Genomic DNA, 24,500 nt, shown 5'->3' with positions numbered 1-24,500 from the left:
GGATCAGGAGGAGTCAGGCGGCGTGTGCGCAGCCCCACGGCTGCAGGCCACGCTGTGCGTATACCTTGTTGGCGATGGTGATCTGCTCGGCGCGGCTGGCGAGGTTGGCGGTGGGCGCGTAGGCGCCGCCACCATTGGCCAGCCAGGTCCCGCGGTCGAACTGCAGACCGCCGTAGTAGCCATTGCCGGTGTTGATGGACCAGTTGCCGGTGGACTCACACTGGGCGATCCGGTCCCACATGTCCGCGCGAGCCAGGTTGAGCCCGGCGCCACTGGAGGAGGACTTCGCCTCGGTGGCCTTGGGCGTCGAAGTAGTCTTCGGCGTCGGGGCCGCGGAGCGCTTGGACTGGCTCGGCGAGGGCTTGGTGCTCTCGGTGCTGGTCGGCTTGGGTGCCTCGGCCTTCTTGGTGCCCACCAGGACCTTTTCGGTGACCGGCTGCTTGGTGATCTTCTCGGAGACGACCTTCGTGGCGGTCTCCTTGCCGTTCACGACCGTCACCTGCAGGGTCTTGGTGCGCTCACCGTCGACGCCCTTGACGCTGACCTTGCGGGAGCCGGCCGCCAACTCTTCGGAATCGACGGTGGTGGTCTCGTGCTTGATTGCTTCGGTGCTGGTGCGCGTCTTGGTGACAGTGCGGGTGACGACGACCTTGAGCTCATCGGTGAGAGCGGTCTTGGCATCGGGAGTGACGGTGACGCCCTTGCCGAGGGTGATCCGACGTTCCTTGAGGAGGTCCCCCACTGTGTTGGCCGTGGTCTCCAGCGCGACGGCAGGCTTGCCCGGCTCGGAGATGGAGATGGTCTTGGGTGTGGTGGCCGTCAGGGCGAGGCCCTCGCGGCCGACGGCGGCCGAGCGGCTCACCGAGAGGCGGGTTCCCGCCTCGGTGATGCCCAGCTGGGACAGGGCAGCGTCCACCGTGGATGCGGTGGTCCAGACAGTGGTCTTCTTGCCGTCGAGCGTGATGGTCAGCGGACGGCCATAGGCGATGTTCACCACGGTGCCATCTGTGATGGCACTGTTGGGGGAGGGGACGACCGTGTCGTGTTCACCCACCATGATGCCCTTCTTGGCCAGGGCATCATTCACAGTGCTGCCGAAGGTGTGGACGGTCTGGTTTGTGCCGTCGATGGCCAGCAGGACTTCCTTGTCCGCGACCTGCCACCCGACTGTTCCGGCAACGGCTGCCAGGGTGGTTGTGGCGGCAATGATCCCGATGGTCTTCTTCTTCACGCTTCTCCTCCGTGGGCCTGAGGTCCATGATGCCTTGAAAGCTGAGAAAAATCATAATTGTGGCTCAGGTTCTCAGCTGCTCTGGAGGTTGGGTCAGAACCGGCCACAAGAGCAGTGGCCGCCACCGGCGAACGGTGACGGCCACATGCGGCGTGCTGACTGCGGATCAGGCCTGCTGGGCCTTGGTGAAACGCTCGGTCACGTCGGCCCAGTTGATGACATTCCACCAGGCGCTGACGTAGTCGGCCTTCACGTTCTTGTACTGCAGGTAGTAGGCGTGCTCCCACATGTCCAGCTGCAGCAGCGGGGTCTGGCCCAGCGGGACATTGCCCTGCTGGTCGAAGAGCTGCAGCACGTTGAGGCGCTTGCCGAGGGTGTCCCAGGCCAGCACGGACCAGCCGGAGCCCTGGATGGCCTTGGCATTCTCGTTGAACTGGGCCTGGAAGGCGTCGAAGGAGCCGAAGAACTCGTCCAGCGCGCTGGACAGCTCACCCTCGGGGCGGCCGCCGCCCTCGGGGGACATGTTCTTCCAGAAGACGGAGTGGTTGACGTGGCCGCCCAGGTGGAAGGCCAGATCCTTCTCCAGCTTGTTGATGTTGGCGAAGTCACCCTTGGCGCGGGCCTCCTCCATCTTCTCCAGCGCGGTGTTGGCGCCGGTCACGTAGGTGGCGTGGTGCTTGGAGTGGTGCAGCTCCATGATCTCGGGCGCGATGTGCGGCGCGAGGGCGCTGTAGTCGTAGTCAAGATCGGGCAGGGTGTAAACAGCCATGTAAATCCTCTTTCCGTCTTCGCCAGGCGGCAAGGCCTGGAGCCCCTGTTGAAGGGGCTTTCCTTGGGACAACACCGATCCTAGGCACTTTGTTCCCGCCGAGGCCATCCTTGTTCGCCGCCAGCGCTATCCACGGCCAATTGTCCTTGTGGGCAGTGGTTCTGGGCCGGTGGCGCGATGTAGTGGGCAAATGAGTCAAGCACGAGGCGACGACGGCGCCCCCGCCCTGGTGATCCGCAATCTGCTCAAGCGGTTCGGGCCGAAGGCGGCCCTGGACAATCTCAGTCTTGTCGTGCCGTCCGGCTGCCTGTTCGGGTTGGTGGGACCCAACGGTGCCGGCAAGACCACCAGCCTGGGCATGGCCACCGGGTTGCTGCGGCCCGATGCCGGACAGGTTGAGTTCTGGGGCCATGACGTCTGGAGCGACCCCGTCGCGGCCAAGGCGATGATGGGCGTGCTACCCGACGGGCTGCGACTCTTCGACTGGCCCAGCGGGCTGGAACTGTTGCGTTTCGCCGCTGGCATGCGCGGCGTCGCTCCCGACCAGATCGAGCCGCGAGCTGAGGCCCTGCTGCATGCTCTCGGACTCACAGCTGACGCCAACACGCTGGTGTGCGACTATTCGGCGGGCATGACCAAGAAGATCGGTCTGGCTGCGCGCTGGTGCACAACCCGCGGCTGCTGGTACTGGACGAACCCTACGAGGCAGTCGATCCGGTCTCGGGGCAGGCCATCCGGAAGATCCTCCATGACTTCGTTGCCGGTGGCGGCACCGTCGTGCTTTCCAGCCATGTGATGGAGCTGGTGGAGAGTCTGTGCGACGCCGTCGCGGTGGTCGCCGCCGGGCGGGTGTTGGCGATCAGCCCGACCTCCGAGGTGACCCAGGGGCGACGACTGCAGGACCGCTTCATCGAGCTGGTGGGTGGCGGCACGATCGATGCGGGGGAGGGGCTGGCATGGTTGGGACACTCGTCCGACTCAAACTGACGCTGCTCAAGCGCTCGTTGCAGGGCCAGGCGACCACGATCATCGGCCTGGTGATGGCGGGTCTCTACGCGCTGGGCGCCTTGGTCTGGCTGTCCGTGGCCCTGCTCAGGCTGCGCGGCGCCGCGCAGCAGTTGCACGGCGGCTCCACCACCGTCGGCTGTGCGGTGCTCACGCTGGGCTGGCCGCTCGGCACGCTGCTGCTGGCCCCGAGCCTGATTGGCGGCTCTGCGGAGAACTCCATGGCCAGCGGGCGCGGCATCCTGTTCCCACCGATCTTCTCCATGCTGTTGATGGGATCGCTGGCGGTGGCCCAGGAGATCAGCTACGACGGGACGCCGCTGTGGATGCACATCTCGGCCGGGATCAGCGGGCGGGCGGCCCTGGCTGGGCTGGCTGTTGCTCTGCGTGGCGCCGCTGTACGGGATGGCGCTGCTGGCCGGTTCAGTGATCTGGGGAGGCCAGGTGCTGGACCGTAGCTGGCCCGAGGTGCTCAAGAAGGTCACCTACAGCAAGGGGTGATCGGCACGGTTGGAGTGCCTGCCGAGCTGTCGCCCTGCCGTGCTTGCAAGGACGGCAGGGCGACACGTCACCAGGGCAACTGCCCAGGCGGCTGGTGTGGCTCAGGACTTCTTGCGCTTGGCCACGTAGAAGGCGGCCACCAGACCGCCGACGATCGCCGCGACCAGGACGGTGGTGATGGTGCCCTTGTTGCTCTTCTTCTCGTCCGCGGCAGGGGCGGCCGAGGGGGTGGCAGTGGCGGCCGGGGTGGTGCCGGGCTTGGCCGGGGTGCACTCCTTGCCGTAGCACCAGCCCTCGGCGCCACCGGCGACGGGCTTGGCCTGGTCGGCGCCCTTCTGGCTGAAGGCCCAGGTGCCGGGCTTGGCGGCGGTGTAGTAGTGCCAGTAGTTGCCGTCGAACTTGGTCGGGCAGGCAGCCGGCTCGCCCTCCATGGTGCAGATCATCTTGGTCTTCGGGTCCAGCGTGGTCTTCACGTCGGCCTTGGTCAGCAGCTCGGAGCCGGTGGCGGCGGTCTCGACGCACTTGTCCACCAGCGCCTTGCCCTTGGAGTCCTGCACGACCAGCCAGACCTTGCCCTGGCTGGAGCAGTCGGAGACGGCGTCGGCGGGCATCACCCGGGCGGGGGCGGCATCGGCGGCGAGGGCTGCGCCGGGGGCCAGCGAGAAGGCCAGGGCAGCGGCAGCGGAGGCAAGCAGCTTGGCGGAGGTGGTGGGCACGGAAGTCCTTTCGAGCGGGCCGCGCACGGCCGCGGGTTCGATGCCCACGACTCGTCCCGCGGACCACGACGGGTGGTGATGAGTCCGCCGCACCAGGAGCTCCGACTGTGACGGTTGCGGGTCAGTGCCGGACTTGCACCGGCTTTCCCTGGGTACGACAGCGGCAGACTACTGCACCGGCGCGCCGGGGCGAACCTCCAGCACCCGGAAACCCTTGCTGGAGGTCAGTCGTTCGCATCGGTAGCCCTGCTCCGTCAGCCAGCGGGCCAGGGAGTCGGCTCCCAGGTTCTTGCCGACCACCATCACGGCACGGCCGCCGTCGGCCAGACGAGGAAGCCAGGTGAGCAGCAGTTCGTGCAGCGCGGGCTTGCCGATCCGGATGGGCGGGTTGGACCAGATCTCGTCGTAGCGCACGGTGGGCTCCGCCTGCTCCGGGGTGATGGCACGGACCCGGTCTGCGGCGCCGATGCACCGGGCATTGTCCGCGGTCAGGGCCAGGGCGCGCTCGTTGACGTCGACGGCGTCGATGGTGCTGGTAGGGCAGGCCACTGACAGGGCGACCGTGATGGGGCCGTAGCCGCAGCCCAGGTCCAGCAGTCGGCCACCGTCGGCCGGCGGCTGCACCTCGTCGAGCATGATCTTCGTCGCCGGGTCCAGCCGGCTGCCCGAGAAGACACCGTTGGCGGTGATGAAGGTGTGCTCGTGACCCCAGATGGTGGCCCGGATCTCGCGCCGCTTCTCAGGTCCGTCGGGCGTGGTGAAGTAGTGGCTCATCGGGCTTCCTCGGATGTCTCGGGCAGGGTGCGGACCGCACGGGAGAGGTTGGCACGCTCGGCGAGCCGGTCGTCGGCGGGGTAGCGGACCTCCTCCAGGCACAGGCCCTTGGCTGGCATGACCAGCACACCGTTGTGGCGTTTGGGGGATCCCATCACCTCCGCCAGCCAGGCCTGGTCCTTGCGGCCGGTCCCGACCGTGGTCATCGCCCCCATCAGCGAGCGGACCATGGAGTGACAGAAGGCATCGGCCGTGACGGTGAACTCCACGATGCCGTCGGCGGTGCGCTCGGCATGCAGGCCGGTCAGGGTACGGATGGTGGTGGCGCCGTCGCGTGGCTTGCAGAAGGGCGCGAAATCGTGCAGGCCCAGCAGCATCCGTGCGGCGTGATTGGTGGCCGCCACGTCCAGGACGCCACGGATCCGGGTGATGTGGCCGCGCAGCAGGGGATCGCGAGTGCTCTGCTCGTCCCAGACCCGGTAGACATAGCGACGCCAGAGGGCGGAGAAGCGGGCATCGAAACCTTCGGGAGCTCGCGAGACCCGCAGGACCTGCAGGTCCTCGTCGAGTACCCGTTCCAGGCGTCGCTGCAGACGTGACGTGTCGACAGCGACGGGCAGGTCCACGTGCGCCACCTGTCCGCGGGCGTGCACGCCGGCGTCGGTGCGGCCGGCGACGGTCAGCTGGACCGGTTCGGGGAGGCGCAGCACCTGGGCGGTCCAGCGCTCCAGCTCGCCTTGGACGGTGCGCAGGTCGGGCTGGGTGGCCCAGCCGGAGAAGGCGGTGCCGTCATAGGCGATGTCCAGACGCCAGCGGGTGGCCTCGACGGCCTCGGCCGACGTGGGAAGGGGCTCGGCCGGCATGGGAGTGGTCTCAGTCATCGTCGCGCACCGTGCGGTAGGTGAGGTCGTGGATGGTTCGGCCCGCGGCCAGCCCCTTGCGCTCGTACTTGGTGACCGGACGCATCTCCAGCCGAGGGGCCCATCCGGTGTTCTCGGGGTCGGCTGGGTCCAAGTGCGCGTTGACCAGGCCGGGGGCATGGTCCAGGACCTCGCGCATCCACTCGGCGTAGTCGTCCCAGTCCGTCGCCAGCCGCCACAGGCCGCCATCGACCAGCCGGGAACGCACCAGCTGCGCGAAGTCGGCGCTGACCAGACGACGCTTGTGGTGGCGCACCTTGTGCCAGGGATCGGCGAAGAAGAGCCACAACTCACTGATCGAGGCCGGCGCGAAGAGGTGGGTGAGCCCCTGTTCGCCGTTGCCCATCACGATCCGGATGTTGTCCACGCCCTCTCGGGCCATCCGTGACAGGGTGCTGGCCACCGCGGGCTGGAAGACCTCGAAGGCGATGATGTTGGCCTCGGGATGCTGCTTGGCCATTGCCACCAGCGACTCGCCCGCGCCGGAGCCGATCTCCACGATCAGCGGCGCCTCGCGCCCGAAGACTGCGGCCCAGTCGACGGGGTCCTGCGGGGCGATGGAGGTCTCGGTCTCGCCCTGTGCCACCCGCAGCACCCACCGTTCATGGTGGTTCTCCCAGGCCTTGGTCTGGGACTCGTTCATCCGGGCGCTACGGCGCACGAAACTGACCACCTCACGGTGGACACGGCGCTTGGGAGACTGGTTCTGCACCGGGCAAGTCTAGGCGAGGTGTGGTGGACACGGTCTCGTCGCTCCGACGTGCACCATCGACTCTGCACGTCGAACCGACGGGCGAGGGGTGGCTCAGGAGGCGGCGGGGCGGAGCTTCAGGCCGGCGCCCAGCAACAGGCCACCGGCCATGAGCACGCCCAGCCAGGGCAGGGCCGTGGCGCGGGCGTCGCGGTGGCACTGGTCCACCCATCCGGCGGGCGGGGTGGAGCCGTCGGTGATCACGGGGCCACGCACGACAACCGAGATCGCCGGGCCGCACTTGCGCTCGTCCACATAGGTGTCCGGGCCCAGCACCTTCACCAGGCTCACCAGCACTCCGGCCAGCGCGAGCCAACGCCACGTCCTCGACCCCTCATCCATGGCAGGCACCCTATCCAACCCTCGCGCGAGAAGCCCTGGTCCGGGTTGATGCCGGCTCGGCCCGGTGGTGGAGCGCTCCGGTTCGACACCCCGGCCCCACCCTCTCACACCAGCTCTTGCACCCCACCTCCCGCCAGCTCTTGCACCCTGCGGCGCGGCTTGCTCCTGGCACCCCGCAAACCAGGCGCCAGGAGCCTTGGCCGACGCCTCGTGCACCACGCGGCGCGACATCGTCCCAGGAAGGGGGCGACGTCGCGCCAAGCGGAGGAGCCTTTGTCAGCGGCCCCTTGGCAGGCTCGGGACCGTGGTGCTCCGGTGACCGTCAGGCCTCCCGCTCGAAGGTCTGGGCGATCTGCGGCGGCACCAGCTCATAGCCGTGGAAGGTGCGGGTGAAGGTGCCACTGCCGTGCGCGAGCCCGCGCAGGTCCACGGCATAGCGCCCCAGCTCGGTCGCCGGCACCAGTGCCTTGAGGATGGAGTGGTGCTCGGCGTCGGCGTCGGTGCCCAGCACCTGGCCGCGACGGTTGGACAGGTCTGTCATCACGGCGCCCAGGTATTCCTCGCCGACGGTGACGGTGACCTCGTCGATGGGCTCCAGCAGCGCGACGGTCTGCGGCGTCGCCGCCTCCTTGAGCGCCAGCGCACCGGCGGACTGGAATGCCATGTCGGAGGAGTCCACCGAGTGGGCCTTGCCGTCGTAGAGGGTGACCTGGACGTCCACCATCGGGTAGCCGTAGATGGTGCCGCGCTCCAGCTGGGACTTGATGCCCTTCTCGACGCTGGGGATGAACTGGCGCGGCACGGCACCGCCGACGACCTTGTCCACGAAGACGAAACCGGAGCCGCGTTCCCCGGGGGCGATCTCGATGTCGCAGACGGCGTACTGGCCGTGGCCACCGGACTGCTTGACGTGGCGGCCGTGGGCCTTGGCACCGGCGATGAAGGTCTCGCGCATCGGCACCTTCACCGGCTCCTGGGTGACCTTCACGCCGTAGCGGTCGTTGAGTCGGCCCAGCAGCAGGTCCGTGTGGGCCTGGCCCATCGTCCACAGGATCTCCTGGTCGGTCTCCGTGGTGCGTTCCAGCCGGACGGTGGTGTCCTCGACGACCAGGCGGGCCAAGGCACCGGCCAGCTTGTCCTCGTCATTGCGGGTCGCGGCCTTCAGCGCGGTGGGCAGCAGCGGTTCGGGCTGGTTCCACGGTTCGACGAGGGCGGGGGACTCCTTGGCGGACAGGGTGTCGGAGGTCTCGGCCCGGGTCAGCTTGCCGACCAGCACGATGTCGCCCGCGATGGCCTCCTTCTTGGTGTTCATCTCCAGGCCGACGGGGAAGGCCAGCGGGCCGACCTTCTCGTCCTCGTCGTGGTCCGGGTGGTGGGCGTCGGCAACGCCGGTGAACAGTTCCCGGTGTCCGGCGACGTGCACCGTCTCGTCGGTGCGCAGGGTGCCGGAGAAGATGCGGACCATGGACTGGCGGCCGGCGTAGGGGTCCGACTTGGTGCGGATCACCTCGGCCACCAGCGGGCCGTCGGGGTCGCAGGTCAGCTCGAGGATGTCCGAGCCGTCGGCATTGGTGATGGTGGGCAGCGGGTGCAGCGCGGGGTGCGGCAGGCCGTGCTCGATGAGGCTGAACAGTTCCTCGACGCCCACACCATTGCTGGCCTGGACGGGGATGGCGGGGAAGAAGGTGGCGTGGGCGGTGGCCTTGAGCAGGTCGGCACGTACCTGGTCGACGGCGAGCTGCTCGCCCTCGAGGTAGCGCTCCATCAGGTCGTCGTCCTCGGCCTCGGTGACCACGCTCTCCAGGAAGGGGGCGCGGTAGGTCTCGATCTGGGCGGACTCGTCGTCGCTGGCGTCACGAAGCTCGGAGGTTCCCGACGAGTAGTCGTGGATGCGTTCGGTGACCAGCGACATCGAGCCGATCACCTCGCCGGCGTCATTGGTCAGCGGCAGGTAGGCGGGTACGACGCCCTCGCCGAAGGTGGCCTGGCAGGTCTGTACGGCGCTCTCGTAGTCGCCACGCTCTGCGTCGAGCTTGGTGATGACGATGGCGCGCGGCAGGTTGACGGCCTTGCACTCGGCCCACAGGGCGGCGGTGGCATTGTCGACGCCGTCGGCGGCGGAGACCACGAAGACCGCGGCGTCGGCGGCGCGCAACCCGGCGCGCAACTCACCGACGAAGTCCGGGTGTCCGGGGGCGTCGAGGAGGTTGACCACCACGTCGCCGGTGGAGACCGACGCGAGGGTCAGGGCGGCGGCACGGTCTGTGTCGTCTTTGGCGGGCCTGTGGCCGGGAATCCGGGCGGCCAGCATCGTGTCGAACAGTGTGGTCTTGCCCGAGCCCGCGGATCCGACCAGGACCACATTGCGTAGGTCGACGGGGCTGGAGACCTTGTTGGAAGCGCTCACCTTTGAACTCATGGCCCAACATTGCTCCCGACCTTCCCAGCTGACAAGGGGGTTTGGTTGTGGTTTATGTCACGAGCGTTCCCGGGGCCAGGACGCGGCAGCCCCAGCCGAGCAACAGCCCGTCGCGCAACCGGGGGAGCAGGTGGTGGTCCCGCTGGCCGTCGACGGGGTTGTGGTCGATCACCCGGCACCGGTCCAGCGGACGTTCCACCTCCAGCACCACGTCGCCCAGTTCCAGCCGCTGTCCGACGGTCAACGGCAGGGGAGCCGACAGGTCGTCGAGGATCACGTTCGCGCGGTAGCGGTCGGTGTCGGTGGGCAGGCCGGCTTCGGCCAGCTCGCTGAGCAGCAGCACGCTGATGGGGGAGCTCCAGATGAAGCCCGTCGGGCCGGTGGTGTGGGCCAGCCAGACCGGTTGGCCGATCCACTCGGAGATGCGTTGCGCGGCGGGGTCGTCGTGCACCATCGCCTCGAAGGGGCGGTCGTAGTAGTGCACGGTCCGGGCGTCGGGGAAGACCAGGTGCTCGTCGGGCGCCGGGAGGTCCTCGGATGTCAGACGTAGTCCGGCGAGCTCCGGGACGTCGGTGGCCTTGACCGCCCGCAGGCCGTGGGTGACGGGAGTCCAACGGCGGTCCTGCTCGATCCCGTGGCTCGTGACGTCGAGGGAGCTGGCGCTCAACCAGGTGCAGCCCTTGACCGGGGTCCAGCCCAAGGCGCTGATGCGTGGCGACGTGTGCATGGGCCCATCCTGCTCGACGAAGGCGTGGCTCGCTAGGTCACGCTTCGGTAACGGTGTTTTGCATCGCCCCGGTGAGTCCGGGGACTCAGCGGGGCTCTTCACAATTCGGGGCAGGGGACTGTCCTCGGTGCCACTTCCAAGGTCTTCGGTGTCGGAACCGTGGGACTCAGCTTGGGTGTGCCCTGCGATCACAAAGCCGCCGTGGAGGTCGCGGAGAAACTCGGACTGTCCGGTTGCGCGGGAACCGAGGATTTGCTGGCCGTGGACGGGGTGTCGTCCACGCCAATGCCCACGGGGTGGTGGTGGCCTCCTGCCGCAACCCTGTCCTCGGGCTGGACCTCGACGCACTGTCACGCGGCGCAACAGCCGAGAGCTTCGTGGGCTATTGCAAGGGCAGCAGCGGATGCTCCGTCCGGCAGACCAACGCCCAAGTGCAGACGTCCAAGCTCGATTCCGACGAGACGGCCGTCCCGGGCGGATCGCCCCTGTCGTTCGCCAAGGCGAAGCTGGAGGAATGGTTCGAGGTGACGCTCTCGGATCCGACCTCCTCGAGATGTCCTTCGAGACCTGGCTGGAGTGAGCCGGGGAGCCACCAACCCCCGGGTCGCGAAGGCACGCGTCAGGTCAGGCTGGCGAGCAGTTCGCAGAACACCATGTCCGCCCAACTGAACCAGCCGCGCGTGAAGTCCGACGGGTCATCGGCGTCGAAACTCTCGTGCATTCGTCCCGTGCCGGCCGTGGTGTCGGCCAGCAGCCGCGCCAGGCGCAGACGCTCGTCGCGGTCCGGGCTGGTCAGGCCCTCCACGGCCAGGGCAATCGGCCACACGCGGTTCCCGGGGGTGTGCGGACTGCCGATCCCGCTGGCGGCCTTCCCGCGGTGCCACCACGGATTGGCCGACGACAGGATGCGCGCCCGGGTGGCCAGGTAGCGCGGATCATCCATCGTCACGGCGCTGGTCAGCGGCAGGCCCAACAGGCTCGGCAGGTTCGCGTCGTCGGCTGCCAGCACGGCGCCCAGCCCGTCCACCTCGTAGGCGAAGGAGCCGTCCGGCAACATCCCGTGGGCCGCCACGCCCGCCTCGATCTCATCGGCAAGACCGCGGGCCCCGGCGGCCAGGTCCGCATCGTGCCACAGCTCGTCGCACCACCGCGCACCCACCCGCAGGACGTGCACCGCCAGCAGCTGCGCGGGGATGTTGTAGCCGAAGCGGCAGGCATCGTCGCTGGGCCGAAACCCCTGCCAGGTCATCCCGGTGCGCCCCACATGAGACCCGCGCCCGAGCCGGGGGAGGGTGTCGTCGGCCCGCCCGCGGAGCACCGCGTCGAGCCGGATGAAGCGGTAGCGGCTGGAGGCGTGGTCCTGTTCCCGACGCCACAGGGAGACGACGTCCGCGAAGCCGCTGTGCACGCCCCAGTCCAGGTGCGCGTCGTCACCGGCGGCCTGCTGCAGCTGGTGGGCCAGCAGCAATGGAAGACCCAACGAGTCCAGTTCGTACTTGCGCTCCCAGATCCACGGGTCCGCGCGACGGGCGAGCAGATGGTTGTCCAACAGGTGCGGCGTGCCTCCGACCGGCCCGTGGTTGAAGGCATTCGCATGAGGGTCGTGCCGGACCAGCCGCCACTGCATCCGCACCAAGCCACGCAACATCTCGGCGACGGCTTCGCAGTCCGACGCCAATCCCAGCCAGGGACGCATCTGCGCGGCAGAGTCCCGCAGCCACATCGCGGGGATGTCCCCGGTCACGACGAAGACTCCGTCGGGCCCCGGCTGCAGGGTGCGGCGCCAGGTGTCCAGCATCAGCCGGACGTACATCTCGCCCCAGCCCGGGAATCCCGTGGCCTCGGCGATCCTGCGGCCGCGGGCCTCGACGGCGTCGCGGACCTCGTCGGGGACCGGGCACTCGCGTCGGCCACCTCCCGGGCGCAGGGCCCGGGGCCACAGGCTGGTGATCCGCTGCATGGCACAACCCTAGGGGCCTCGCCGTCGCTTGAACGTGCCAATCCGGCAAGCGTGTTCATTCTGCGCGTAGCGGGCGTCCATCCCGGGGGAGAGTGGCCGCCGAGCCGGTAGCGTGTTCACGTCGAACGGCCTGTCGAAACAAGGCCTGCCGACCGATCCGAGGAGTTGTTGACCAATGCCGCTGTCGCTCGATGTCTGGGCCCCCCTTCCGGAACGCGTCGACGTCGTCGTCGACGGACTCGAGGTGCCCCTGGAACGTGGCGAGGAGGGCTGGTGGCGGCTGCCCGCCGAGCGCCAGGACCTGCTGCGCGAGGGCGCCGGCTACGGTTACCGCCTTGACGGTGGCGAGGCCCTGATCCCCGCCCCGCGCTCGCGCTGGCAGCCCGACGGCGTGCACGGCCTGTCCCGGCTCTACGACCCGGCCTCCTACGCCTGGCAGGACTCCGACTGGACCGGTCGACAGCTGGCCGGCGCCATCATCTACGAGCTGCACATCGGCACCTTCACGCCCGAGGGCACGCTGACCGCAGCCATCGACAAGCTGGACCACCTCGTCGAGCTGGGCATCGACCTGGTGGAACTCATGCCGGTCAACGCCTTCAACGGCGAGCACGGTTGGGGCTACGACGGCGTCGGCTGGTACGCCGTACACCACGCCTATGGCGGCCCGCGCGCCTACCAGGAGTTCGTCGACGCCTGCCACGCCCGCGGCCTGGGCGTCATCCAGGACGTGGTCTACAACCACCTGGGCCCCAGCGGCAACTACCTGCCGCTCTTCGGCCCCTTCCTCGACGACTCGGTCCAGTCGCCGTGGGGCAGCGCCATCAACCTGGCCGGCGAGGACTCCGACGAGGTGCGCCGCTTCATCATCGACAACGCCCTGATGTGGCTGCAGGACTACCACGTCGATGGCCTGCGCCTCGACGCCGTGCATGCCCTCGTGGACACCCGCGCCATCCACATCCTGGAGGAGATGGCCGTTGAGGTGAACGCCCTGAGCACCTTCCTCAACCGGCCGCTGTGCCTGATTGCCGAATCGGACCTGAACGACCCGCGGCTCATCACGCCCCGCGAGGCCGGCGGCTACGGCCTGGACGCCCAGTGGAGCGATGACTTCCACCACGCCCTGCTGGCCAACCTGACCGGCGACGACTCCGGCTACTACGCGGACTTCGCGGAGCTGGAGGCGCTGGCCAAGGTCATCGAGACCGGCTTCTTCCACGACGGCACCAAGTCCAGCTTCCGGGGACGTCGCCACGGCCGACGGCTGGACACCCCGACCATCCCCACCTGGCGCCTCGTGGTGTGCAGCGACAACCATGACCAGATCGGCAACCGCGCCGACGGCGGCCGTCTGGCCACCCGGCAGACCCCGCGCCAGCTGCAGATCGCCGCGCTGATCACCCTGCTGTCCGCCTACACCCCGATGATCTTCATGGGGGAGGAATGGGCTGCCAGCACCCCCTTCATGTTCTTCAGCTCCCACCCGGAACCGGATCTGGCCGAGGCGGTCAGCACGGGACGGCTGGAGGAGTTCAGCAAGATGGACTGGGACACCTCCACCATCGTCGACCCGCAGGACCCGGCCGCCTTCGAGCGCTCCAAGCTCAACTGGGGAGAACTCGACGGCGAGGTGCACGCGGAGATCCTGGCCACCTACCGCGATGCGATCGCGCTGCGTCGTACCTACCCCGACCTGACCGACCCGCGCTTCGAGTGGGTCGCCGCCCGCTTCGACCCCGACTCCCACTGGTTCGTGGTGGAGCGTGGCGAGACGATGACGGTGGCCGTGAACTTCGACATGGATCCCGTCGAGATCGAGATGGAGGACGGTGTCCAGATCCTGTTGCGCGTCGGCGACGTACAGCTGGTGGAGGGGCGGCTGCAGCTGGGTCGGCAGGCCGCTGCGGTGCTGCACCTGGAGGCGGAGGCGATGCCCGGCAGGTCCTGATTTTGTTCCGGGGCCTCGCAGCAGGTAGCATGAGTCGCTGTTGCGCATTGGAATGTCTTGGCGGAGCTTTCGCCGGCCCTGAGCGCTGCCACACCTTGTTCATGAATCTAACGGAAGATGGTCTGCGACCCGTGTCTACGTACAGCCCGAAGCCTGGGGAGATCACCAGGAATTGGCATGTGATCGATGCCGAGAATGTCGTCCTCGGACGCCTCGCCGTGACTACTGCCACCCTGCTGCGTGGCAAGCACAAGGCCACGTTTGCGCCCCACGTCGACGGTGGCGACTTCGTCGTCATCATCAACGCATCCAAGATCGCCCTGACCGGCAGCAAGCGCACCGACTCGATGCGCTACCGCCACTCGGGTCGTCCGGGAGGTCTCACCAAGACCCCCGTCGGCGAGATGCTGGCCAAGGATCCGCGCAAGGCCGTCGAGCTGGCCGTGTGGGGCATGCTGCCCAAGAACAAGCTGAGCCGTCAGCTGATGAGCAAGCTCAAGGTCTACGCGGGCCCTGAGCACCCCCACGCCGCGCAGAACCCGCAGGCGTACGAGATCACCCAGATCGCCCAGTGACGATCGCCCACGCGAATCAAGGAATCAATGTGTCTGAGACCGTAGAGCTTGACGAGAACCTCGAGACCGAGGTCGCCCCGTTCACCGACGAGAACGATCGTGAGATCGCCTACCGTACGGATTCGAACCCGACTCCCGCCACGAACCCGTCGGGCCGCGCCGCGGTCGTCGCCGCGGGTGGCGCCACCGGCCGCCGCAAGGAGGCCATTGCCCGTGTGCGCATGGTTCCTGGCACCGGCAAGTTCTCGATCAACGGCGGTCGCAGCCTTGAGGAGTACTTCCCGAACAAGGTGCACCAGCAGCTGGTCAACGAGCCCTTCGTGACCGCTGGTGTGACCGAGGCCTACGATGTCATCGCCCGCATCAATGGCGGCGGCATCACCGGTCAGGCCGGTGCCCTGCGCCTGGGCATTGCCCGTGCGCTGAACGCGATCGACGAAGAGGCCAGCCGCCCCGCCCTGAAGAAGGCCGGACTGCTGACCCGCGACGCCCGCATCAAGGAGCGCAAGAAGGCCGGTCTCAAGAAGGCCCGTAAGGCCCCGCAGTACAGCAAGCGTTGATCTGGTGCGACTCACGTCGCATCAGCTCCGGCAACAGGCCGTCACCCCTCGGGTGGCGGCCTGTTCCGTATCCGGATCGCATCGTCCGCCGTGCGTGTCGCGTGTGGGCGGCAGGCCGGACGGTAGGGTTGTTTCCCATGGCACGACTTTTTGGCACCGATGGTGTGCGCGGACTGGCAAACAAGGACCTCACGGCCGAACTGGCCCTGGAACTCTCGGTGGGCGCGGCCCACGTCCTGGGGGAGGCAGGGGTCTTCGGGCAGAAGAGGCCCGTCGCCCTCGTCGGGCGTGACACCCGTGCGTCGGGGGAATTCCTGGAGGCCGCCGTCGTCGCGGGCCTGGCCAGTGCCGGCGTCGACGTGGTCCGGGTGGGCGTCGTGCCCACCCCCGGTGTCGCCTTCCTGGTCAATGACCGCAATGCTGAGCTGGGCGTCATGCTCTCCGCCTCCCACAACCCCATGCCCGACAACGGCATCAAGTTCTTCTCCCGCGGTGGCGTGAAGCTCGACGACCTGCTCGAGGACGCCATCGAGGAACGGATGGGCGAGGAGTGGGCCCGCCCCATTGGTGCTGCCGTCGGCCGCGTCACCGATGACCTGGGGGCGATCGAGGCCTATGTCGCCCACCTGGTCTCCAGCCTGGGCGCCGATTCCAGCCTCGAAGGGCTCAAGGTGGTCCTGGACTGCGCCAACGGTGCCAGCTCGATGACCGCAGTGGCCGCCTTCGAGACCCAAGGTGCCGAGGTGGTCGCCATCCACAACACCCCCGACGGCGAGAACATCAACGAGAACTGCGGCTCGACCCACATGGGGGACCTGCAGAAGAAGGTCGTCGAGGTGGGTGCCGATCTCGGTCTGGCCTTCGACGGTGATGCCGACCGCTGCTTGGCCTGCGATGCCGAGGGGAACCTGATCGATGGTGACCAGATCCTTGCGATCCTGGCGCTGACCCTCAAGGAGGACCAGAAGCTGCACAGCGACACCGTCGTGGCCACCATCATGAGCAACCTCGGATTCGTCAACGCCATGAAGGAGCACGGCATCAGCGTCGACTCCACCAAGGTTGGCGACCGTTACGTGCTGGAGAGCATGAATGCCAACGGCTTCACCCTGGGTGGGGAGCAGTCCGGCCACGTCATCATGAGTGAGTTCGCCACCACCGGCGACGGTGTGCTCACCGGCCTGCACCTGGCCGCCCGGATGGCCCGCACCGGCAAGAGCCTCAAGGAGCTCGGCCAGGTGATGACCCGGCTGCCGCAGGTGATGATCAACGTCAAGGACGTCGACAAGCTGCGCGCCGGCATCGATCCGCAGATCCAGAGCGCCGTCAGCGCCGCCAACAAGGAGCTGGGCGACACCGGCCGCGTAGTGCTGCGCCCGTCGGGCACCGAGCCCGTCGTGCGGGTCATGGTCGAGGCCGAGACGACCGAGCGCGCCCAGCAGGTGTGCGAGGAACTCGCCGCCATCGTCAAGGAGCGCGTGAGCCTGTAGGGCCGCGCAAGGATGCCCCTCCTTGGGTGCACTGTCCTCCACGTAGCTTGATCTTGGAGTACCCAGCTGGGCTTGTATCCCGAGCTGGGTACCTCCAGATCAAGCTACGTGCGGTTTTGGGGACGGAGCACAGGCCGCGATGGGGTGGCGGGGCCGTTTGTCAGATGGCCTTCGTGATTGCCTGGACCTCGGCGTCCGTGAGCTTGGCGTCCTGCTCGTTGGCGGCGAAGAGCTTGACCAGGTTTCCCTGCACGGAGACCACCTCGAGCCAGGCGGAGCCGTCGGCGAGCATCGCGCGCCGGTCCACCAGCTGAGGGGAGGTGGACAAGACGGTCACCGCCATCGGATTCTTCCGGGCCGTGCAGGTCTTCAGCAGGGCGACATAGGCCCCCGCGAAGGCCTTGGCCCGGCCTGCGTCGGCAAAGCGCAGGGCCTGTCCCACTGCCGGTCGGTTTCCCTGATCGCGGTAGTCCGAGGCCAGCACGTGCTTGGGCTGTGGCAGGGCGGGGGACTTCCCGCAGGCCTGCAGAGACAGCCCTTGCACCACCTGCGCGGGATCCAGCGCATGCACCCAGGAGCCGTTGGGTTGGTAGGTACCCTCGTCGCCCTCGCCGGGGACGGCCTTCCACCGGCCCATGGACGCCCTGAAGACTGACTGGTCCAGGTCACCGGCGCGCGTGGCGGCCGGCGTCGCGCTGGCAGACGGCAGGTGGGCTCGTTCGGAGGCCACCTGGTCCGCCGCCCTGCTGGGGTCCACGCTGCCGGACGTCGAGAGGCTCGGCGAGACCTGCGGTGGTGCCTGCTCGGCAGACGAACACGCCGTCAGGGGCAGCCCAAGGGCCAGGACCGTGATCGCCGCCAGGGGCGGTGCATGCCGGGTACCCATCACTTCACCTGGAAGTGCTGCCAGTCGAAGCCGGTGAGCCACTTGAACCCATTGGCCAGGAAGGACTTCGTCATGGGCGAATCGCTGAACAGCATCCCGGGGCGGCGGTTGCTGCGGTCCACATAGCTGCGAGCGTTGACGGGGTACCAGTAGCCATTGGGCTTGCGGTAGGGATTCTCGACGGGATTGATGTCCACGGAACGTCCATAGCTGTGCGGGCTCATCGCATAGGGATTCCCGTTGACCTGGCGGCAGAAGAAGGCGTAGGTGTTGTCGGCCGCCATCGAGGTGTCGTCATTGCCGTACGGGCTCGGGTCCCGCATGACCCTCATGGGGAAGCGGGCATTGAAGGCGGCGACGAAGACGTTCTTGAACCGGGCGACGTCGGTGCTGCGCACGATCAGGTGGCCGCGGTGCAACCGCTTGTCGAAGCCGAAGTAGTTCATGTTGATCCGTGTCAGCTGGGAGGGGGCCACCGGGCACCCGGAGCGGTATGTGGTGGAGACCATGGACGAGGTTGCTGACACGGTGGAGAAGTCAATCTGCGCAACCTTGTTCGTGGTGAACTCCGCGCCGAAGGCCTTGGTGGTGTTCGTGTACGTGCTCTCTGCCTTCCAGCGCTGAGAACCGACGTACCCATTGTTGAAGTCCAGCTTGGTGGCGAAGGCCCCCGTGGTGTTCGTGCGGACGGTCTTGCTGAAGGACCATCGGCTGCGGCCCTCGGACGGGAACCAGGTCCAGACCCACAGACTCACGGAGCGGTTGGCCATCCTGGTGTTGAGCTGGCCTGCAACATTGGTTCCCTTCAGCGTGGCTGCGTTGTAGCTGCTGGCTGTCATCGTCAGCTTCGGGAAGGCGACGTTGATGGGGGCCGCGCTGGCCCCGGTCCTGCCGTCAGGTGATGCGACGCTGGCCACCACGGCACCGGAGGCCATCATGGGGGTGGTGAGCACGAATCTGCCTGTGCTGGAGATCGTCGCGGTGGAGGCCTGCTTGGGTACGCCTCCCCGGATGGAGAGCCGCAGGACGATCGTGCTGCCGGCCGGGAGAGTCGTGGAACCCGCCACGCGGTAGCTGCCGAAGCCGGCAACCCACCCACCGCTGGCGCACCCTCCTGTGCAGGTGACCGACGAGATGGTGATGGCGGGTGCTGCCGCAGTGGCACTTGTCCGGCTGCTGGGGTTGGCACTCGGCGTCGTGGAAGTCGCGAGGGAGGGGGAGGGGCTGGAGGAGGCCGACGGGGAAGAGCTCCGCACTGGGGCAGTGGAGGCGGGCGTGGCCTCGTCGGTGGCTGTCGTGTCGGGGCTGGGATTGCTGGCCGACGGTGGTGTGGGCGTTGTCGTTGAAGCAATGGGAGTTGAAGCAGTGGGAGTTGAAGCAATGGGAGTTGAAGCAGTGGGCGACGAAGCGGTTGGTGACGGTGCCGGGGTGGGGCTGGGGCTCGGCGTGGGTTTCGCGTGGGCGTCGGGTGGAGCAGTCAGGGAAAGGGCCAACGCAAGTGTGGCGGCGGCTGGTGCCAGGACGGGGCGACGCATGCGAGAGCTCCTCAGCGAGTGACTAGCGGGTCACCTGACCATAACCTGCTCCACGTGGGGGCGTCAGCAATTCGGGACAGGATCAAGCATCGTCACAACTTGCGGATCCGGACGCACTCGACGTCGTGGTCCGCGCCCTTGCGCAGGATCACCGTGGCGCGGGGCCGGGTGGGCGCCACGTTGAGCCGCAGGTTCGGCCCGTTGATCTCGTCCCAGACCTTGTGGGCGAAGGCAGTGGCCTCCTCGTCGCTCATCGTCGCGTAGCGCTTGAAGAAGCTGCGCGGGTCGCTGAAGGCGGTCTTGCGCAGGGCCTGGAAGCGCTCCAGGTACCAGGAGCGGATGTCCTGCTCCGCGGCGTCGACATAGACGCTGAAGTCGAAGAAGTCGCTCAGGGCCAGGCCCGTGGTGCCATTGCTGCGCACCCGGGCGGGCTGCAGCACGTTGAGGCCCTCGACGATGAGGATGTCCGGGCGGTGCACCACCTCCACCTCGTCGGTGACGTCGTAGACCATGTGCGAGTAGACCGGGGCCGTGACCTCCGGCATCCCGGACTTCACGTCGACGACGAAGCGCTGCAGGGCGCGGCGGTCATAGCTCTCCGGGAATCCCTTGCGGTCCAGGATGCCGCGGCGTTCCAGCTCGGCATTGGGGTAGAGGAAACCGTCGGTGGTGATCAGCTCCACCCTCGGGCGGCCGGGGGAGCGGGAGAGCAACTCCTTGAGCAGCCGGGCGGTGGTGGACTTCCCGACGGCCACGGAGCCGGCGACGCCGATCACGAAGGGCGTGCGCCGCACGTCGAGCCCCAGGAAGGCATTGCTGGCGCGGTAGAGGTGCCCAGTGTGGCGCATGTGCAGGTGGATCAGCTGGGTCAGCGGCAGATAGACCGCCTCCACCTCCTCGCGGCTGGTCGGATCGCCCAGGCCACGCAGCCGCGCCAGGGTGCCCTCGTCCAGGTCGATGTCGGTGTGGTCGGCCAGCTCGGCCCAACTGTTGCGGTCCAACTGGACATAGGGGCCGCCCGCAGCGTCGTCGGCACGGTCCTGCGCCAGAGATTCACTCATTCGTGTCGCGCCGAATCGGTGTGCGGCGCCTCCTCACGAGCTAGATTCTCAACCGACGGTTGTTCCTGTCCACCGCAAGGGGTGTGGTCCAGCATCTGGCCGGGCGCGGCATTCGCAAAACGCTCAGTCCTTTTGTACACTTCTTGCCATGTGTGGAATTGTGGGATATATCGGGCCGCGTAGCGCCCAGGACGTTGTCATCGAGGGTCTGCGACGCCTCGAGTACCGCGGTTACGACTCGGCCGGCATTGCCGTCGAGGCCGACGGCAGGATCGAGGCCCGCAAGAAGTCGGGCAAGATCACCAATCTGGACGCCGAGATCGCGGCGAACCCGCTGCCCGCGAGCAGCCACGGCATCGGGCACACCCGCTGGGCCACCCACGGCGGCCCCACCGACCAGAACGCCCACCCGCACGTGAGCCAGTCCGGCCGCGTCGCCCTCGTGCACAACGGCATCATCGAGAACTTCGCCGAACTGCGCAGCGAGCTGGAGGCCCAGGGCGTCCAGTTCAAGTCCGAGACCGACACCGAGGCCGCCGCCCAGCTGCTGGGCAAGCTCGTCGATGACGGCGCCACCATCACCGACGCCATCCACGCGGTCGCCAGCCGTCTGGCTGGAGCCTTCACCTTGGTCGCCATCGACGCCCAGGACCCCGACCGTGTCGTCGCCGCCCGGCGCAACAGCCCGCTCGTGGTGGGCGTCGGCGAAGGCGAGCACTTCCTGGGCTCCGACGTCGCCGCCTTCCTCGAGTTCACCCGCGACGCCGTCGAGCTGGGCCAGGACCAGGTCGTCGTCATCACCAAGGACTCCTACGAGGTCACCAACTTCGATGGCACGCCCGCCAGCGATGTCACCCCGTACCACGTCGACTGGGACATCACCGCCGCCGAGAAGGGTGGCTTCGACTGGTTCATGCGCAAGGAGATCTACGAGCAGCCGCAGGCCGTCGCCGACACCCTGCTGGGCCGCTACGACGCCGAGGGCAAGCTGACCCTGGACGAGATCCGCATCTCGCCCGAGGAGCTGCGCCGGATCAACAAGATCGTCATCGTTGCCTGTGGCACCGCCTACCACGCCGGCCTGGTGGCCAAGTACGCCATCGAGCACTGGACCCGCATTCCCTGCGAGGTCGACATTGCCAGCGAGTTCCGCTACCGCGACCCGATCATCGACCCCAACACCCTAGTGGTCACCATCAGCCAGTCCGGCGAGACCGCCGACACCCTGATGGCCATCCGCCACGCCCGTGAGCAGCACGCCAAGGTCATCGCCATCTGCAATGTCAACGGCGCCACCATCCCTCGCGAGTCCGATGCCGTGATCTACACCCACGCCGGCCCCGAGCGCGGCGTCGCCTCCACCAAGGGCTACCTCACCCAGGTGGTCGCCTGCTACCTGTTGGGCCTCTACCTCGCCCAGGTGCGCGGCATGAAGTACGGCGACGAGATCAAGGCCATCACCGACGAGCTGCAGAAGATGCCGGCCGCCATCCAGACGATGCTGGACAACGACCAGCAGATCCTGGACCTGTCCAAGGACCTGATGGATGACCGCTCCTTCTTCTTCCTGGGCCGCCACGTCGGCTACCCGTCGGCACTCGAGGGCGCGCTGAAGCTCAAGGAGATCGCCTACAAGCACGCCGAGGGCTTCCCCGCCGGTGAGCTGAAGCACGGCTCCATCGCCCTGATCGAGCAGGACATCCCGGTCTTCGTGATGGTCCCGCCGCAGGGCCGTGACCAGCTGCACGACAAGGTCGTCTCCAACATCCAGGAGGTGCGCGCCCGCGGCGCCAAGACCATCGTGCTGGTGGAGGAGGGCGACGACTCGGTCAACCCCTACGCCGACGTCATCATCCGTCACCCCAAGGCATCCACGTTGCTGCAGCCGCTGCTGGCCATCGTGCCCCTGCAGCTGTTCGCCTGCGAGGTGGCCACCCTGCTGGGCAATGACGTCGACCAGCCCCGCAACCTGGCGAAGTCCGTCACGGTTGAATGAGTTGAGGGGGGCGACCCCCTGAGACCAGCCAATGCAGTGCCCCACCGGTTCGCCGGTGGGGCACTGTCCTTCTGGGGGAGACGTACTAGGGTCGAGCCGTGAGCGACGAACTCGAAGGCGGGCCCGGCTGGCAGGTGGACCGCGCCACGCTGCGGCCCCGGATCACGGACCTGGAGGTCTTCCGGGCCGACCGGACCGACGACCCCTACGGCGCCGAGCTCGAACGGCTCTGGGGCGAGGACCCCGCGGGCGCCGAGCAGATGCTGCGGCAACGCCCCCAGGACTTCCGGACCCGAGCACTGCTCGCCGATGCCCTGTCCGCGCAGGGGCGCCATGACGAGGGCGTCGCGGCCTGGCGCGAGCTGTTCGATGAGGACCGCACGCCGGCCCGCGCCACCTACCTCCAGCACCACCTCGGCTGCGCCCTGTTGGCTGCCGGACGGACTGGCGAGGCTGTTGACATGTTGCGCCTGGCCCTGCTGGGGCGAGCTGTCGGCTCGCCACGGGCCTTGGCCACCACTCAGCACGCCCTGCGCGTGGCGCAGAGCCGGCGAGGTGCCTGATGGCCATCGTCGGAATCGGCGTGGACCTGTGCAGCATCGAGCGGTGGCAGGCCATGTGCACCCGCAGGCCGGGCGTGGTGCAGCGCATCCTGAACCCCGCAGAAGCGGCCACCTCGGTCGCCTCCCAGGCCGGCCGCTGGGCCGCCAAGGAGGCCCTCGCCAAGGCGCTGGGCGCCCCGGCGGGCATGGCGTGGTTGGACAGTGAAGTGGTGCGCACCGAGACTGGTGCCCCGAGCTTCGCGCTGCGCGGCAGCGTCAAGGAGCGCGCCGACGAGCTCGGCATCACCCACGTCCACCTGTCCATCTCCCACGACGGTGGCTTTGCCACCGCCTTCGTGATCTGTGAGGCGAAATGATCCCCATCCACACCGCCCAGACCGTGCGCGAGGCGGAGGAGTCCTTCTTCGCCCAGCAGCCGGGCGTCGACCTGATGCAGCTGGCCGCCGAGGCCGTCGCGGAGGCGGCCTCGAAGTTGCTCGAGGGCGACCGGACCAGCGAGGGCGCCGTGCTGGTGGCCGTTGGCCCCGGCAACAATGGCGGCGACGGCCTGTACGCGGCCGCCCGGCTGGCCGGACAGGGAATCCCCGTCTCCCTGTGGCTGACCACCGGGCAGGCGCACCCAGACGGTCTGCACGCTGCCCTGGAGGCCGGGTGCCGTGAGGTGGATGCGCTGGGTGCCACCGAGCTCTTGGCCCAGGCCAGCCTGGTGATCGACGCCGTGCTGGGCATCGGCGGGCGTCCGGGCCTGGACTCGGTGGTGGCAACCTTCGCCGAACAGGCCGAGGCCCTCGCCATCCCCGTGCTCAGCGTCGACATCCCGTCGGGACTGGACCCCGACCGCGGACATGTGGAGCAGGACGGTTTCCGTGCCGCCCGCACCGTGACCTTCATCGCCCGCAAGCCTTGTCACGTGCTGCAACCCGCCGCTGGACGGTGCGGGGTGGTGCAGCTGGAGGATCTCGACGTGCCGGTCGCGACGCGCCCGGTGGCGCTGCAGGCCACGCCCGCCGACATCGCACGGCTGTGGCCGGTGCCCGGCCCCACCAGCCACAAGTACTCGCGCGGCGTGGTGGGCATCGACACGGGCTCGACCCGCTACCCGGGTGCCGCCCTGCTGGGCACCATCGGGGCGCTCCATGCCGGCGCCGGCATGATCCGTTTCGTCGGCCCGGAGGTTGCCGCCCAGCTGGTCCGCACCCAGCTGCCCAGCGTGACCCACGGCGAGGGAGCAGTGCAGGCATGGCTCCTGGGTTCCGGTTGGGGACAGACCGAGGCCAACCGGGACCGCCTGGCCGCGCACCTCGGCGTCAAGACGCCAGCCGTGATCGACGCCGATGCCCTGCTCAGCCTGCCCACCGTCGTGCCCCCGAACACGCTGCTGACCCCGCACGCGGGGGAGATGTCCCGCATGTTGGGCGTGGAGCGCGCCCAGGTGGAGGCCGACCCGCTCACCCACGCGCGGGAGACCGCCGAACGATGGCAGGCCGTGGTGCTGCTCAAGGGGGCGACACAGTACGTCGTCGAGCCTGGCGGGAGGGTCCAGCTGGCCGTGCCGGGCCCCCACTGGAGCGCCCAGGCGGGCTCCGGTGACGTGCTCGCCGGGATCTGCGCCGCACTGCTGGCGGCCGGCCTCAGTGCGGCCGATGCAGCCCTGCTGGGAGCCTCGGTGCAGGCCATGGCCGCGAAGCGTCGGCTCGGGCCGTGGCCCCCGGAGGTCATCGCGCGCGAGGTGGCCGCCGTGGTGGGCGGCTTCGACCCGGTCTGGTGA

At 68.3% G+C, this 24,500-nt stretch carries 24 protein-coding genes, 1 pseudogene and 1 riboswitch; of the genes and pseudogenes, 12 read left to right on the top strand and 13 right to left on the bottom strand.

The window, feature by feature from the left end:
* Positions 1 to 13: 13 nt before the first annotated feature.
* Together EDD41_RS17765 and EDD41_RS05110 are read right to left on the bottom strand one after the other, a co-directional pair.
* Positions 14 to 1,231, bottom strand: coding sequence for a resuscitation-promoting factor (locus EDD41_RS17765; protein ID WP_211336590.1), 1,218 nt, complete (start codon positions 1,229 to 1,231; stop codon positions 14 to 16).
* A 166-nt stretch (positions 1,232 to 1,397) separates the two neighbouring features.
* Entirely contained in the window at positions 1,398 to 2,000 is a 603-nt protein-coding gene (locus EDD41_RS05110) for a superoxide dismutase (RefSeq protein ID WP_123575186.1), read from the bottom strand.
* Positions 2,001 to 2,190: 190 nt separating this feature from the next.
* On the opposite strand from EDD41_RS05110, the pseudogene EDD41_RS05105 reads away from it, so the two are divergent.
* Positions 2,191 to 2,987 (top strand): annotated as a pseudogene (locus tag EDD41_RS05105) (ABC transporter ATP-binding protein).
* Positions 2,957 to 3,463 carry a hypothetical protein gene (locus EDD41_RS05100; protein ID WP_148060480.1) on the top strand — a complete coding sequence of 169 codons (507 nt, stop codon included), beginning with the start codon at positions 2,957 to 2,959 and terminating at the stop codon, positions 3,461 to 3,463. The pseudogene EDD41_RS05105 and the gene EDD41_RS05100 overlap by 31 nt, the downstream one beginning before the upstream one ends.
* A gap of 144 nt (positions 3,464 to 3,607) precedes the next feature.
* Here the strand turns inward: EDD41_RS05100 and EDD41_RS05095 are convergent, their stop codons facing one another.
* From EDD41_RS05095 to EDD41_RS05060, 8 genes are all read right to left on the bottom strand, one after another.
* Positions 3,608 to 4,222 (bottom strand): hypothetical protein, encoded by a 615-nt coding sequence (locus EDD41_RS05095; protein WP_148060479.1) that lies wholly within the window; start codon positions 4,220 to 4,222, stop codon positions 3,608 to 3,610.
* An 86-nt stretch (positions 4,223 to 4,308) separates the two neighbouring features.
* Positions 4,309 to 4,387, bottom strand: a riboswitch (adenosylcobalamin-variant (AdoCbl-variant) riboswitch).
* Positions 4,388 to 4,390: 3 nt separating this feature from the next.
* Complete coding sequence (locus EDD41_RS05090) at positions 4,391 to 4,996, bottom strand: class I SAM-dependent methyltransferase (protein WP_123575183.1); 606 nt, start codon at positions 4,994 to 4,996, stop codon at positions 4,391 to 4,393.
* Positions 4,993 to 5,859: a tRNA pseudouridine(38-40) synthase TruA gene (gene truA / locus EDD41_RS05085; RefSeq protein WP_123575182.1), complete on the bottom strand. Its 867-nt coding sequence runs from the start codon at positions 5,857 to 5,859 to the stop codon at positions 4,993 to 4,995. Before truA ends, EDD41_RS05090 begins: the two co-directional genes overlap by 4 nt.
* A 10-nt stretch (positions 5,860 to 5,869) precedes the next feature.
* Positions 5,870 to 6,628 (bottom strand): tRNA (guanosine(46)-N7)-methyltransferase TrmB, encoded by a 759-nt coding sequence (trmB, locus tag EDD41_RS05080; protein WP_123575181.1) that lies wholly within the window; start codon positions 6,626 to 6,628, stop codon positions 5,870 to 5,872.
* A gap of 93 nt (positions 6,629 to 6,721) precedes the next feature.
* Complete coding sequence (locus tag EDD41_RS05075) at positions 6,722 to 7,009, bottom strand: hypothetical protein (protein WP_123575180.1); 288 nt, start codon at positions 7,007 to 7,009, stop codon at positions 6,722 to 6,724.
* Positions 7,010 to 7,331: 322 nt separating this feature from the next.
* Positions 7,332 to 9,428 carry an elongation factor G-like protein EF-G2 gene (locus EDD41_RS05070; protein WP_123575179.1) on the bottom strand — a complete coding sequence of 699 codons (2,097 nt, stop codon included), beginning with the start codon at positions 9,426 to 9,428 and terminating at the stop codon, positions 7,332 to 7,334.
* Between the two features lie 52 nt (positions 9,429 to 9,480).
* A complete protein-coding gene (locus tag EDD41_RS05065; protein WP_123575178.1) occupies positions 9,481 to 10,155 on the bottom strand; it encodes an MOSC domain-containing protein in 675 nt (224 codons plus the stop codon).
* Between the two features lie 619 nt (positions 10,156 to 10,774).
* Complete coding sequence (locus EDD41_RS05060; protein ID WP_123575177.1) at positions 10,775 to 12,115, bottom strand: glycoside hydrolase family 125 protein; 1,341 nt, start codon at positions 12,113 to 12,115, stop codon at positions 10,775 to 10,777.
* Positions 12,116 to 12,290: 175 nt separating this feature from the next.
* Here EDD41_RS05060 and treZ point away from each other — a divergent pair, with 175 nt between their 5' ends.
* From treZ to glmM, 4 genes are all read left to right on the top strand, one after another.
* Entirely contained in the window at positions 12,291 to 14,066 is a 1,776-nt protein-coding gene (treZ, locus tag EDD41_RS05055; RefSeq protein ID WP_123575176.1) for a malto-oligosyltrehalose trehalohydrolase, read from the top strand.
* A 131-nt stretch (positions 14,067 to 14,197) separates the two neighbouring features.
* The gene (rplM, locus tag EDD41_RS05050) at positions 14,198 to 14,641 is read left to right on the top strand and encodes a 50S ribosomal protein L13 (RefSeq protein WP_123575175.1); all 444 of its coding nucleotides are present in this window, start codon (positions 14,198 to 14,200) and stop codon (positions 14,639 to 14,641) included.
* 29 nt (positions 14,642 to 14,670) lie between these two features.
* On the top strand, positions 14,671 to 15,201 hold the full coding sequence (rpsI, locus tag EDD41_RS05045; RefSeq protein WP_094765757.1) for a 30S ribosomal protein S9: 531 nt from the start codon (positions 14,671 to 14,673) through the stop codon (positions 15,199 to 15,201).
* Positions 15,202 to 15,338: 137 nt separating this feature from the next.
* Positions 15,339 to 16,691, top strand: coding sequence for a phosphoglucosamine mutase (gene glmM, locus EDD41_RS05040; protein WP_094765758.1), 1,353 nt, complete (start codon positions 15,339 to 15,341; stop codon positions 16,689 to 16,691).
* Between the two features lie 160 nt (positions 16,692 to 16,851).
* Here glmM and EDD41_RS05035 read toward each other — a convergent pair whose 3' ends face one another.
* Together EDD41_RS05035 and EDD41_RS05030 are read right to left on the bottom strand one after the other, a co-directional pair.
* Entirely contained in the window at positions 16,852 to 17,577 is a 726-nt protein-coding gene (locus tag EDD41_RS05035) for a hypothetical protein (RefSeq protein ID WP_123575174.1), read from the bottom strand.
* The gene (locus EDD41_RS05030; protein WP_148060478.1) at positions 17,577 to 18,530 is read right to left on the bottom strand and encodes a M15 family metallopeptidase; all 954 of its coding nucleotides are present in this window, start codon (positions 18,528 to 18,530) and stop codon (positions 17,577 to 17,579) included. Before EDD41_RS05030 ends, EDD41_RS05035 begins: the two co-directional genes overlap by 1 nt.
* On the opposite strand from EDD41_RS05030, the gene EDD41_RS17760 reads away from it, so the two are divergent.
* Positions 18,523 to 18,651, top strand: a complete 129-nt coding sequence (locus tag EDD41_RS17760) for a hypothetical protein (RefSeq protein WP_281273090.1) — start codon at positions 18,523 to 18,525, stop codon at positions 18,649 to 18,651. The genes EDD41_RS05030 and EDD41_RS17760 overlap by 8 nt on opposite strands.
* A 48-nt stretch (positions 18,652 to 18,699) precedes the next feature.
* Entirely contained in the window at positions 18,700 to 19,134 is a 435-nt protein-coding gene (locus EDD41_RS05025; protein WP_148060477.1) for a hypothetical protein, read from the top strand.
* 70 nt (positions 19,135 to 19,204) lie between these two features.
* Here EDD41_RS05025 and coaA read toward each other — a convergent pair whose 3' ends face one another.
* Positions 19,205 to 20,173: a type I pantothenate kinase gene (gene coaA / locus EDD41_RS05020; protein WP_094763935.1), complete on the bottom strand. Its 969-nt coding sequence runs from the start codon at positions 20,171 to 20,173 to the stop codon at positions 19,205 to 19,207.
* Between the two features lie 148 nt (positions 20,174 to 20,321).
* Between coaA and glmS the strand changes: the two genes are divergently transcribed.
* The 4 genes from glmS (at position 20,322) to EDD41_RS05000 (ending at position 24,500) form a co-directional block, all read left to right on the top strand.
* Positions 20,322 to 22,169: a glutamine--fructose-6-phosphate transaminase (isomerizing) gene (gene glmS / locus EDD41_RS05015; protein ID WP_094763936.1), complete on the top strand. Its 1,848-nt coding sequence runs from the start codon at positions 20,322 to 20,324 to the stop codon at positions 22,167 to 22,169.
* A 98-nt stretch (positions 22,170 to 22,267) separates the two neighbouring features.
* Positions 22,268 to 22,732, top strand: coding sequence for a tetratricopeptide repeat protein (locus tag EDD41_RS05010; RefSeq protein WP_094763937.1), 465 nt, complete (start codon positions 22,268 to 22,270; stop codon positions 22,730 to 22,732).
* Positions 22,732 to 23,088 (top strand): holo-ACP synthase, encoded by a 357-nt coding sequence (locus tag EDD41_RS05005; RefSeq protein WP_094763938.1) that lies wholly within the window; start codon positions 22,732 to 22,734, stop codon positions 23,086 to 23,088. The genes EDD41_RS05010 and EDD41_RS05005 overlap by 1 nt, the downstream gene beginning before the upstream one ends.
* Entirely contained in the window at positions 23,085 to 24,500 is a 1,416-nt protein-coding gene (locus tag EDD41_RS05000; protein ID WP_123575171.1) for an NAD(P)H-hydrate dehydratase, read from the top strand. Before EDD41_RS05005 ends, EDD41_RS05000 begins: the two co-directional genes overlap by 4 nt.

Origin of the sequence: Luteococcus japonicus, assembly GCF_003752415.1 — a bacterium.
In the GTDB taxonomy this organism is placed as follows: Bacteria; Actinomycetota; Actinomycetes; order Propionibacteriales; family Propionibacteriaceae; genus Luteococcus; species Luteococcus japonicus.
The sequence above is the reverse complement of the archived record's forward strand: the minus strand, read 5'-3'. Positions and strand labels throughout refer to the sequence as shown.